This is a genomic window from Arenimonas sp., assembly GCF_019459675.1.
GTDB lineage: Bacteria > Pseudomonadota > Gammaproteobacteria > Xanthomonadales > Xanthomonadaceae > Arenimonas.
Genome location: NZ_JAIBFH010000412.1, coordinates 1 through 11,490, shown reverse-complemented (window position 1 = coordinate 11,490; position 11,490 = coordinate 1). Strand labels below are relative to the sequence as shown.

Annotated in this window: 16 protein-coding genes and 1 pseudogene; all 17 read right to left on the bottom strand. The window is 58.9% G+C overall.

Annotated elements, in window-relative coordinates:
- Positions 1-49 precede the first annotated feature (49 nt).
- Positions 50-421 carry a DUF6404 family protein gene (locus tag K0M70_RS13675; protein ID WP_290782841.1) on the bottom strand — a complete coding sequence of 124 codons (372 nt, stop codon included), beginning with the start codon at positions 419-421 and terminating at the stop codon, positions 50-52.
- 63 nt (positions 422-484) lie between these two features.
- Positions 485-775, bottom strand: a complete 291-nt coding sequence (locus K0M70_RS13670) for a hypothetical protein (protein WP_290782839.1) — start codon at positions 773-775, stop codon at positions 485-487.
- 80 nt (positions 776-855) lie between these two features.
- Positions 856-1,488, bottom strand: a complete 633-nt coding sequence (locus K0M70_RS13665) for a DUF998 domain-containing protein (RefSeq protein ID WP_290782838.1) — start codon at positions 1,486-1,488, stop codon at positions 856-858.
- 87 nt (positions 1,489-1,575) lie between these two features.
- The gene (locus K0M70_RS13660; RefSeq protein WP_290782844.1) at positions 1,576-1,911 is read right to left on the bottom strand and encodes a DUF4188 domain-containing protein; all 336 of its coding nucleotides are present in this window, start codon (positions 1,909-1,911) and stop codon (positions 1,576-1,578) included.
- Between the two features lie 409 nt (positions 1,912-2,320).
- Complete coding sequence (locus tag K0M70_RS13655) at positions 2,321-2,707, bottom strand: VOC family protein (protein ID WP_290782836.1); 387 nt, start codon at positions 2,705-2,707, stop codon at positions 2,321-2,323.
- A gap of 469 nt (positions 2,708-3,176) precedes the next feature.
- Positions 3,177-3,590 (bottom strand): hypothetical protein, encoded by a 414-nt coding sequence (locus tag K0M70_RS13650; RefSeq protein WP_290782834.1) that lies wholly within the window; start codon positions 3,588-3,590, stop codon positions 3,177-3,179.
- 431 nt (positions 3,591-4,021) lie between these two features.
- On the bottom strand, positions 4,022-4,450 hold the full coding sequence (locus K0M70_RS13645; protein WP_290782843.1) for a VOC family protein: 429 nt from the start codon (positions 4,448-4,450) through the stop codon (positions 4,022-4,024).
- Positions 4,451-4,546: 96 nt separating this feature from the next.
- Positions 4,547-4,858 (bottom strand): annotated as a pseudogene (locus K0M70_RS13640) (GNAT family N-acetyltransferase); the annotation flags it as partial.
- Between the two features lie 96 nt (positions 4,859-4,954).
- Complete coding sequence (locus K0M70_RS13635; protein WP_290782832.1) at positions 4,955-5,794, bottom strand: alpha/beta fold hydrolase; 840 nt, start codon at positions 5,792-5,794, stop codon at positions 4,955-4,957.
- A 74-nt stretch (positions 5,795-5,868) separates the two neighbouring features.
- Complete coding sequence (locus tag K0M70_RS13630; protein WP_290782830.1) at positions 5,869-6,276, bottom strand: hypothetical protein; 408 nt, start codon at positions 6,274-6,276, stop codon at positions 5,869-5,871.
- A gap of 389 nt (positions 6,277-6,665) precedes the next feature.
- A complete protein-coding gene (locus tag K0M70_RS13625; RefSeq protein WP_290782829.1) occupies positions 6,666-7,025 on the bottom strand; it encodes a hypothetical protein in 360 nt (119 codons plus the stop codon).
- A gap of 169 nt (positions 7,026-7,194) precedes the next feature.
- Positions 7,195-7,491: a hypothetical protein gene (locus tag K0M70_RS13620; protein WP_290782827.1), complete on the bottom strand. Its 297-nt coding sequence runs from the start codon at positions 7,489-7,491 to the stop codon at positions 7,195-7,197.
- 461 nt (positions 7,492-7,952) lie between these two features.
- Positions 7,953-8,273: a hypothetical protein gene (locus K0M70_RS13615; protein ID WP_290782825.1), complete on the bottom strand. Its 321-nt coding sequence runs from the start codon at positions 8,271-8,273 to the stop codon at positions 7,953-7,955.
- 66 nt (positions 8,274-8,339) lie between these two features.
- The gene (locus tag K0M70_RS13610; protein WP_290782823.1) at positions 8,340-8,738 is read right to left on the bottom strand and encodes a hypothetical protein; all 399 of its coding nucleotides are present in this window, start codon (positions 8,736-8,738) and stop codon (positions 8,340-8,342) included.
- 64 nt (positions 8,739-8,802) lie between these two features.
- Positions 8,803-9,312: a GNAT family N-acetyltransferase gene (locus tag K0M70_RS13605; protein WP_290782822.1), complete on the bottom strand. Its 510-nt coding sequence runs from the start codon at positions 9,310-9,312 to the stop codon at positions 8,803-8,805.
- A gap of 49 nt (positions 9,313-9,361) precedes the next feature.
- On the bottom strand, positions 9,362-9,604 hold the full coding sequence (locus tag K0M70_RS13600; RefSeq protein ID WP_290782820.1) for a hypothetical protein: 243 nt from the start codon (positions 9,602-9,604) through the stop codon (positions 9,362-9,364).
- A gap of 86 nt (positions 9,605-9,690) precedes the next feature.
- On the bottom strand, positions 9,691-10,047 hold the full coding sequence (locus tag K0M70_RS13595; RefSeq protein WP_290782819.1) for a DUF6694 family lipoprotein: 357 nt from the start codon (positions 10,045-10,047) through the stop codon (positions 9,691-9,693).
- Between the last annotated feature and the right edge of the window lie 1,443 nt (positions 10,048-11,490).

The window sequence follows — 11,490 nt, the reverse complement described above, 5'->3', positions numbered from 1 at the left end:
GCCCTGGGCTGAGCCGACGCCACTACGCGGCGTCGGCCGTGACGACGGGTCAGGTGCCCGGCTGCGAGTCCGGGAATGCGGCCCAGGAGCCCAGCCGATGCTTGCGCGCCAGGCCACGATAGTACGCCGCCATGATCAGCCCGAATATCGTGCCGGTGATCAGCGCGACCCAGGCCGCCTCCGCTGCTGGCATTTCCCGGATACCGCGGTTACCAAGCAGCCAGGCGATAAACCCGAACAGCGAGCCGAACAGGCCGCCCGTAATCAGCGCCAGCGACGCAAACCCCAGGAACGGAGGCGGCGGAACCTTGACGCCCAGCGACCAGAAAACATGCCACGCCGGTGGAAAAGCGGTAGCGCCACTAACCCCTCTGCTCGCCATCTGCTGCTTGTAGTGCTCGAGCTGGCTGGACCTATTCATGCACGGGAATCCTTGATGTAGACGCCTTGCGAACCGGGTTCGGCTTTAGCCCGTTACCAGGGCTCACGCACCGAAAGAAACGATGGCGGCGGCCAGGACCAGAAGTCCGGATGCGGCAAGCAGCGCCAGCCAGCCCACGCCGACCTCATTGGGATCCAGACCCTTCGGGGACAGATCCATCAGGTTGTGACGAAACGCGAAAACACCCCCCAGCAGCGCCCCGCTGCCGAGCAGAAGGTGGTGAGTGGAACCCGTACCCACCGCGCCCGTGAGCAATCCCGCGCCCATCAGCAGGAGCGGAGCCGACCACCAGCGAAAAGACTTGCTGTCCTGGTTGCTATCCATCGTCGACATGAGCCCTATCACCTGCAGTTAAGAAGCGCCGCCCAGCGGCGTCGGTCCGGCAGCCCGGATGGTAAACCAGGGTCGGAGGGTCAGGCCACATCCCTTGATGACTGCTGGCCCTTCGCAAAGATCGTAATGGCCATTAGAACCAGTGATACCGCCATCGCGGCATCCAGGGACCGCTGCAACAAGCCCCGCCATGGCGCAACGTCGGGCTGGATCATCAGGCTGAAAACAAGCGGAAATGCGAAACCTGTCAGCAGCAGGAAAGTGCGCCGCAGTTTGAACATCCTGAAGCCCGCGGCAAGTGATACCAGAGCGATCCCGAGCCCCATCCCGAAGTAGGCCAGCACGGAAAAATCGTTGTGCAGGTCTTGGCTCGTTGAGCCCTCGAAAGGGCAGCCGGCATCGCAAGGGGCAACGGCGCCTACAAAGTAGGAGAAAGGGATCGACCAGAGCAGCCAGTAGCCCAGGCGGCTTACGCCAGACACCTGCGTGATTGGCGCGGCCACGACCAGGAACCAGGCGAACATCGCGCTAGTGCCGGCAAAGCCTGCATAGGTAAGTGCGGATGCCCAAGCCGTCCCCGTCGCGTTGTACTCGCTGACGAAGTTGGAAACTTGGGAATAGCCGGGCTTTACCGAGGCACCAATGAAATAGAACGCAATCACATACAAGATGCTTGCGCCAAGAAGAACTCGAGCTGATTGAGATCTATCCATGGGTCTTCGTCGATCCAAGCTCAGGCCTGACCCCCAGGCTGAACTGGCGAAGGGCAGGTGCGCGTCTTGTCCACTTCGAACGCGTCATCAGGTCGCGCTTTGGCGTTGATTCGGAGTGAGATGCTCGAACGCACCGTCGCCATAGGAACGCACCACCTGGGACACGACGATATGATAGCCCTTGTACCATTTGGCGTAGTTTCGTTTGGCCTCTTGGTGGGCAGGGTGAGTCGAGAACGTCTTGAGCGTTTCCAGATCCTGCCAGTAGTAGGTGACGTTGCGCCTCTGCGCGTCGGCTGCGTTCCACGACTCGACGCCGACAAAACCAGGCAGCGACTTGGCCACGGCGTCGATAAGCGTATTGAGGCGATGGAATTCCTGATCGTACTGACCAGCCTCAAAGATAAACGCTGCGCTGTACATGGTCACGTCCATTTCGGAAACTGAAGCCGGACGCCGGATTGGACCCAACCTGCGAAGCAATCCCGGCATGATCGGACCATTATGCGACACCCTGGGGTCTTGGACGGCAGTCCAGGAAGGAACCGATTGCCGCACCGGCGAGAAACTGCCATAACCACCGTTCCAGGCAGCCGATCGCAGAAGCGGATATGCCGCGCCCCGTCGCCGGTTTCTTGCTCGAGCATGTTCAGGTGATGGGTGCGCCGCTGAGTGCCGCGAACAAGGTAGTGCCTGCGGGGGATGCCATATTCCCCGCGATACTGGTAGCCGGAATATTCCAGCAGAGGCACAAGCGGACAGCCAATCTCAAATGAATCAATTCCGACGGCGGCAAGGCGCAGCTCACCGGGATTCAAACCAGAATCAATCGTTAGGCCCCACTCTCACGCACCTGAAAAATATTGCCCTCTGGGTCAGTCGCGTTGCAGGCGCGGAATCCCGGTCCCTGCCATTGATCAGGCAAGACCTCGCCGCCCAAGGCGGGCGCTCTGGCCGCCGCTTGCGCAATGCTTGGCACCGTGAAGAAGAACTTAAGGGCAGCGTCCTCTCGCTTCTCCGGAGGACTGGATATGGAAATGGATGCGGCAATTGCCGCCGGAATGGCATGCAAGGTCAGCTGGATGTCCGGAGAACAAAGAACCACGAGATCGGCCGCCGTGTGGGCGCGGGACATTCCCAGCAACGACTCATAGAACCCAGCGAGTCGAGACAAGTCTTTTGCGTAGATGAAGACGCCGGCGCGTGCGGGACCAGACATTGGAACTCCAGAAGGCGGGAACGTTACGGTGCCGCCTAAAGCCTAAGCTACGCCGCGCCGATGGCGTCGGCTTGAATGAGTGGTTAGGCAGTTGCCGCCGCCCGATGCTGCTTGGCCGAAAACCACAGCCCGCAAACTTTCTACCTTTGCGAACCGGCGATGCCAACACTGCCCTAACAAGCCTTGCGGCCACCATCCACAGTGACTCAGCGACCCGCCCTCACCTTGCCCAACAGCAAAGTTCTAGGGTCGCCGCCAGCATTCGCGCTTGCCCAGAGGAGATATGGGGCCAAGAACATCATGCCGCGGAAAAATGCGGCCACTGCCAAGGCAAAACCACCACGATTGCGAGATAGGCACGGAACCACATCATTCCCTTACTCCTGATGCTGAGCTCTGGAAGGCGCAACACACGGCCTAACGCCCGATTCAAGCCAGGCCGCGAAACTGTACCAGCCTGAATGAGCAGCTAGGCGTCATCAAGCACCAGGCCAAGGGCAAGACAGTACTCAACTCGAGACGCAAGAAAGAGGGCTGTGATGTCTGCCAGCGGAAGCGGCTCAATCATGACGCGGACCCGCGCTTCTCCAAGCGCCAATACAGGATTCTCGAAGACTATGCGTCTTGCTTGATCGTAAACATCTATTGTCGAAGGCAACACCAGAACGTGTGTCCTCTGATGATCGCGCGGCGATTCATATCGGCCTGAATCCGATACCCGCTGGAGCGGCTCGTTGGTCTTAGCGCGATTCTGGCTGACGGCATATGGCCAGATCCTGATGGTGGCCTGCGCGTGGTCAGCGAGTCGAGTAGTGATACGGGATTCCAGTCCATGCGATCCGAGCATATCCGCCAGTAGTTTGGTATGCGTGCTGCTGGTCATGAGGCCTGACGCCCTGAGTTAAGCCGCGCCGAAGGCGTGGGCTTGAATGATTGGTTAGGCCTTCCGCCTAGACTTGAAAAAAGCGAGCAGTTCAGCTGCCAGAAAGCCGATGAGGAGGGCCGGCCCTACGAACTGAACAGCGATTTGAATTGTCTGTCGGATCGTGCTCCGGATCGTCTCCTGCACCAGCTCTCGCGGGACCCTCGGTGTGAAATCTGACCAGCCAGCCCAAAGCAATGCCACAAGGACAATCGTAGCCGACAGATAGACCCACCACGGACGATGACCTGCGGTAGACATGTTGATTGCACCTGGGAGAAATTGGAGTGCAGGCTAATTGTGAAATCGGGACGCTAACAAGGTGCTGGAAGTAACTTTCGCAGGCCTGACGCCTTGATTTAACCCGACCCACGCAGTGGGTTGGGCTTGAATCAATTGTTAGGCGGCTCCGCCCTGCAAGGAACCGACCAGTGGTACTGCAATAGATCCCAGAGGTTGCCATAGAGGTCTTGGAAGACGGCCACGGTGCCATAGTCCTGCTCGGCAGGCGGGCGAACGAAGCGGACGCCAGCCGCAACAAAGCGATTGTAGTCACGCCAAAAATCGTCCGTCTGGAGAAAGAGAATGACCCGGCCGCCGGTCTGGTTCCCGACCAAGGTGAGCTGCTCTGGTGTGCTGGCACGGGCCAGCAGGAGCGAGGCGCCCGAGCTGCCTGGTGGTGTCACCACGACCCAGCGCTTGTTTTCCTCGGGGCGGGGCGAGTCTTCGAGCAGCAGGAAGCCCAATGTGTTCACGTAGAAGCTGAGGGCCTCATCGTAGTCACGGACTAGTAGCGAGACATGGGCGATGGCCTGTTGCACGCGCGATGATCCTCCCGAGCTGCCTAACACCTGAGTTAATCCGACCCACGCAACGGGTTCAGCTTGAATGAATTGTTGGGCGCCAACTCGGCGATAGTAGCCGCGTACGGCCACCTGTTGAATAATGCACTGCAACATCCTGGAGGCCACACCTTGTCGTAGATGAGGGGCGGCAGTACGCATGGATTCAACCTCGGCGTGCGACTCCGTCAAATGCCTGAGCGCGCCGAATCCAGCCAGAACGTGACCGTCCCAGATGCTCCAAAAAGGAATGTCAGGACCACGGAGCCCGCTCAGGTCCAGAGCATGGGGGCTATCCGCAGGTGCGGGGGGCGCCAGGGAGTCGAGATGCTCACGGAGTAACGCGAGAACCGCAGGGCGTTCCAGCCTGTCAACGCGAATGTCCACGCAGTTTCCCTCGGCGCCTAACGCTCAGGTTCAGCGGCGGGCAGAGCGCTTAGGGCGAGAGCGGTCCACTGGAACCCGTTGTTGGGCCAAGCTTGCTCAGCGGCTAGATGTGGCAAGCACTTCATCGATGAAAGGATCGATGTCCTTGTTCCGGACATCAATTGGGATCTTGTGACCAAAATCAGGGTAGATAATTGCTCGGGCGTTACCGCCTCCGCGTGCGATTTGACGAGCCAATGCCCGAGCCTGATCAGGATCGGTCCGATCGTCCTTTGCACCATTAAGAATCAGCAGGGACGCCTTGATGTCTACATCAGGACGCAAGAGGGACCGAGCCATCAGTGCGTCAGACGCTCCTCCAGTCTCAGCGATGATCGACGCGACAACGGCCGCCTTTTCTAGGCCGGCACGGGAGTCTGTGATGTAAGCCGGCAAATCATAAACACCAGAAATGAGCACTAGCCCCGAAACGGAAGGGTCTTGTGCCGCCACAAGGCCGGCTGCCAACGCGCCACGGCTTATACCCTGAATAACGATCTTTTCGGGAGACGCCAATCCATCTGCACGTACCTTCGCGATAACCGCAGAAACCGAATGCTGGGTGAAGGGCCCGCTGAAATCCGCCGGACCGGATGAATTGCCATAGCCTGGCTGCGAGACCGCGACAGCGAGATAGCCACGATTGGCCATATTCTTGAGCACGCCCCAGTCGACAAAATCCTTGCCTCCGGGCCGGCTTCCATCTTGGTGCCCGTGAAGCAGCACAATGGTTTGCCACGGGCCCTGGCCTCCGGGCCGCTCAATGAAGTATTCGACCTGCTTCGATGCGTCATCTGGATGCGGGATGCTCAGGCCAGCTGAGGCCGCGCCGGAACCGCACGCCGAGAGAGTGAGTGACGCGACAGCCAGGAGTAAGAGGTTGGAAAGCATGCTCATCGAACGCCCCATGCTACGAAGTGGCCTGACGCCTTGAGTTAAGCCGCGCCGAAGGCGCCGGCTTGAATGACTAGTTAGCTTCCGGCCGGGGCCTGACGCAAGTTCCAGTTCTCGCGTAGACCTTCAGGTACCAAGGGGTGCACCTCTCGCGCCCACCGGTCGATCGCATCCTTGGCTAGCACTCCGTGTTTCCGAGCCTTGAAGGCAAGCGACTGCATATCGCCAGGCGTGCCCGGCGGTGGATTGACTTCAGCAACCAAGTCGAAGCCCTCAGAACGGAGATACGCAACCAAAGGAGCCAAGTCCTTGACCGGGCCTCGCAGCGGAATCTCCAGCTCAAGTGCGATGGGCTTGGAGAGGTCGGTTCCGATCGCTGCGGCCTCGCCAAGAGACGGAGCTTTGAACGAGGGTTTGCTGGGTTCTTCCGCAAGGCTGGCGCAAGCCGTGCAAAGTAGAAGCGCGGAGAGGGTCGTCCGGATCACTTCGCTTTCTCCTTGGGCCGCTAACGCCTGAGTCAAGCCGCACCAAAGGCGTCGGCTTGAATGATTGGTTAGGCCAACGCTAAGCCACCGGTCGCGTAACCGCAAGCGCGAGGAGGTCTTGGCCACGAGGCGTGGCGCACCGGCCGCCAACGATAGGCCGCACAGGCCAGTCGGACTTAGCCCGGACCGAGCCGGCAGCCCAGTCCGTAACGCGCGTGATGGTCGTGTGGGGCCAACGCTCACTGCTTTGGAGCTGCGCGTGGCGTGACACGCGAGCCCGCGTTCGAACCTATTGCGCCGCGCTCTTGGACGCTTGAGGTTTGAGCTAAGCAGGCGACAGTAGAGGGTTAGGCCGTCCCAGCCACGCAGAGGTATTGCCCATCACTGCACTATACAAAGCCCTGTTCCCTGTAGCTCGCGAGTCCAACCTTTGTGAGCGCCGCCAACTCCCTAAACAGTGGCTTGTCTACCTCGGCAAAGTTGAAGCAAGACTTGCCCTGCATTCGACTCTTGAGGCCAGGCGACAACCCTTCCAGAAGTTCCGGCTTGAGGTATACCGGCATAAGATGGAAGCTGACGTAGGACTTCTTGATCTGAACCGCTCCGAAGAACAACGGCTTCTTGTTCTTCTGAATGTGCTTGGTGTCGAGGTACAGCTCGGATTCGTCGTCCTTCTTTGGATCGAGCTTGGCAGCGTACGGCGCCATGATTGCCTTGAGCTCGGCGAAGACTGCATTGAGATCTGGCATACAAGTCCTCCTGAGTGGCTCAAGCTTCGCGTGATTGCCCTGCGCGGCCTAACGCCTGAGTTAAGGCGGACCGCTTTGCGGAACGGCGGGGTGCTACACGCTAGCACGCAAGCCGAGCCGCGAAGCGGTCTCGGCTTGAACGAATTGTTAGCCACCGCCCCGTGATGCCTTACTCATCTGATCGGGGGCGCTTGCTTCCCTTGATCATCTTGAGTACCTCACTGCCGATGACAACGAGACCGGTTGCCATGAACATGATGGACCAGGCACCGATGAACTGACTAATTCGTTCTTGGGGCGTTGCACCAGAGCCGTTGGAAAACAGCAGCCACAAAATCAGAAGAACCGCAGCGACGAGGATCGTCCATGCGAATTTCGCCGCGACGTCCCCGCGCCTCCGTGCGAATTGCCACAGGAAGAACCCTGGCCCGAGCACTGCAAGGATGACAATCGCGATGGCGAACATTTGAGCAAGCATTGTGGTTACGCGGTGCCTAACGCCTTGAGTTAAGTCGACCCACGCTGTGGGTTCGGCTCGAATGATTAGTTAGGCCTCCGCCGAGTCACCGGCGGGGACACCGCACGAAGGACAGTGATTGAGCCGCGGCCGGAGCGAACCAAATGGTGCCAACTTTTGGAGCGAGAGCCAAAGCTTTGCGTCACAGATTGGGCAGCGAGCAGAAATGTACAGGTAAACACCCGAAGCAATAACGGCCGCTGCTGCCGCGATGAACACCAGGACCGCCGAAGACGGCCGAGTGAGAAGAAAGCCTACGACACTGGCGAGCCAACAGATAAGGACCGCAGCAACAAAATTGCGTTGAATCCTTACCAGGTGCGAACGGAGGGTCATTTGAGGCCTAACGCCTTGAGTTAAGCCGACCCACGCAATGGGTTCGGCTTGAATTATTAGTTAGGCTTGGAGGCTTACACCCAAGACCAGACGAGGAAAAAGATCGCCAATGCGGCCGCAACCCAAGCGAGCCACTCAAGAAATATACACCAAGAGCTAAGGGCCGCGAACACATCATGAATGGGTGCCATGTCTACAGCGTTCTCATTGACGTTATTGGAACTAATCCAATATCGGCTGTTGTCCCCGAACATCTCGTGCACCGTGCACATGGCGCCATTGAACTGGAAGGCAATGCGGTCATCCGATCGATGCTGCCGCCTTACGTCGGACACGCCAGGAACCGAGCAGAGCAGTGACTTGATTGCGCGCATTGAAATGAAGGTGCTGCTCACGTCAAAGCCGACGATCGTCCCATCTTCCCGGAATGAAGGCCAAGTTCTCACGCCTGACGTCTTGAGTTAAGCCGACCCGCGAAGCGAGTTCGGCTTGAATGAATTGTTAGACCTGAGCCGGCTATGGGCCACCGATGCCAGGAAGGCGCCGATCGACCACGCTGCAAGGGCTTTACCACCATGCATCAGCAGATCCGTCGCCGCCAGGGCTACAACTGCCGTTGTTGCAAAAACCGTGAACGCAAGCATGACGCTGGCGCCAAACACCCGAAGTGCGAGCAGGTGAATCAGCAATGCCACAAGCATAGCGCCTAGTCCGAAGACCACTGCTGCATCCCAGAACACGACAGGAAAACCATGCGGCATGACAAAGGCATTGGTGAAACCGAGCGCGTAGATGGACGCGGCATAAGTGAGTACGCCTGACACGACTCCAGCGGCGATGCTTTTGAGGGACTGCTGCATAAGTTCTCCTGAGGCCTAACGTATGAATTGAGCCGCGCCGCTAGGCGTCGGCTCGAATGAATGGTTAGGCCACATTGCGGTACATGGCAATGCGTTCTGCCAGTCCAAGTGCTGCCTCACGCCTCAAGGCTCGATCAAGGTGGGGATAGTGGTTGACACTGCATACGACCTTGAATCCATGCTTCGCGTAGAACGGCGCATTCCACGGGATGTTCTGGAAGGTAGTGAGCGTGATTTCGTGGAGACCCATCGCCCTGGCTTGGGCGACAGAGTGTTCGAGTAGCAGGCCGCCAATACCTCGTCTTCCATGGGATGGCAGTACATCCATCTCGACTATGTGCATCGCGGTCCCGACGGTCTCGCCGACGAGGAACCCGACTACACCGTCTTGCTCCGCATCGGCCACCCAGGCCAGATCGGCGCCAATAGCCGCTCGGATCTCCTCCGGCGAACCAGAGCGCCCAACGTCCTCGGGCAGTACCGAAGTTGGAAAGAGCGTCGCGGCAGCAATCTCGATTTCGAGCATACTGTGGAAATCGGCAATGGTCGAGGCTCGGAAGCGGATGTTGGTCATGCGGACTAACGCCTGAGTTAAGCCGCGCCGAAGGCGTCGGCTTGAATGATTAGTTAGGCCACAGAAGGTAGATGGGCACGCAGACCACCAGAGTGCCCGCGACGGAGAGCGAAAAGCCCAGGCGGTTCTGGGAGAGCTCGCGCCCCACAAGCATTTCTGGTGGTGCCCAGAAACGAAAAGCAATTTTCTGGCCGCGGCCATGCGCTGAGAGCAGACTACCCACAACCATCAATATGCCGGTAATCGATAACAAGCCGCCAACGACTGTCAGTACTACGGGGAAAATGGGCATGCCGTCTCCGATGCTACGTTGCTTTTAAGGTCTAACGCCTGAGTTAAGCCGCGCCAGAGGCGTTGGCTTGAATGATTAGTTAGGCCTTAGCGGGTCTGGGCCTCGATTTTAACGGTCGACACATTAGCGGCGTACGCAATGATCTCCTCAGCGGTCATGCCGGCCACGCGGTCCTTGATCCGTCCGATCGACGGTGACTGAAGCTCCGCGTTCCGGACCACGTCATATGCACTTCCAACACCGCTCAAGTTTATGGCAATCATTGCCATGACGAGCTCCTGCTTCTTGTTCTGGGGTAGTTCTTCGGACATTCGCTGAAAGGACATCTGCGCAGATTGAACGGTGGTTGCATCCAATCGCGTCACATAACGAGCGTCGCTATTGGTGGAGCAGGCGGAAAGCGAAAGCGCAAGGGTGGCAGCCAGAAAGATAAACTTATACATACCAAAAGAACTCCAATTGAGGCCTAACGCCTGAGTTAAGCCGACCCACGCAGTGGGTTCGGCTTGAATGATTGGTTAGGCCCCGGCTTACTCGGTTCCGGGAACCGGCAAGGAGCGCCCGCGTTGGCGAATCTGGCAAAAAGCCCCACGTTATGCCTTGACGCATCCGATTGACTCCGGCCGGGCCCTGGCTCCAGGCCTGCTGAAGCGTGAGTGTCGAACATAGGTCTGACTGCGATACGTTCCTCCCCGCAGAAGACGAATGCCTCCCCGCGCGAGGCTGACATTTTGCCAATGCCCCAAACGGTGTGCGAGAAGTTGCCGTCGTACCAAGAGTGGAAGTACGCCTCCGTAGACATCGGAGAATATGGGCTTGTTGCTGCTTTCATAGAACAGCCCGGCAAGGCCATAAGGATCAGGACGAGTGGTCGCAACATGGCCTAACGCCTAAGTTGAGCCGTCGCCGGCCGTGAACACTTGGGTTTCGAATCGCCGCTTCCCGGCGTCGGCTCGAACGTTTAGTTAGGCCCAGACGTTACGGCGGGACCCGCCGACCTGCAAGCCTCCGATGCATGACCGGGTGCGGACGCCCGGCCTGAGCAAGGCGCGAAACCCGCGCCCCCGTACACGACACAAGCTGATGCGAAGCCGGATGACCGTGCCCGCGCCTCGAGGTGCCGCGACGGAGACGGTAGTGGCCGCCCAGGTGATCGGTTTACGCGAGGGGCCGATGCGGCACGCCTGAGCTCCCCTGCGCCGGATGCTCGGTGCGCGGGCGGCGAGGACTCACCCAACGAACTCTCCGAAGCCTATAAACGACAACGACCCGCGAACGGGCCGAAGCAACCTTAGAACTCCACGGGCCTAACGCCTTGAGTTAAGCCGCGCCGAAGGCGTCGGCTTGAATGAATAGTTAGGCCGGACGCTAAGCCGCAAAAGCGCGCATTGCAAGTGCTGCTGCCTCCAGATCACGCAGGCCGGTCAACCAGGGCAATCGCAAATGCGACGCCAATCATCACCAGCAAAACCAGCCCGACCCAACTGGTTCGATTTCGGTCACTTGGCTCCGCCGTGACCGTAGGGTCGATAAAGAGAGTTCCGAAATGTATGGCGACACGACCGAGATGATAAAGGAGTGTGCCCCACAGGAATCTGCCAGGGCCGGACCACCAAGGTGGCGAATCGTGTGTTGATTTCGGTTGCGGCATGGTCTGAGGCCTAACGCCTATTCGTGGTTGATATGAGCATATAGCGGCATCCTACCAAGCCGTGGACGGATTGCCATCGGGTGAATTCTTACCCTGAATCAACGCGTTGGCCGACTGCAGCCGTCGGCCGCGTTAGTGAGCCAGATAAGATATTGGAGGCAAAAGACCACAAAGAGCGAAATCGGCCGGGGTTGGCGGGGTAATCACGGCGGCCGGGGCGGCGCGGGCGCGGGGG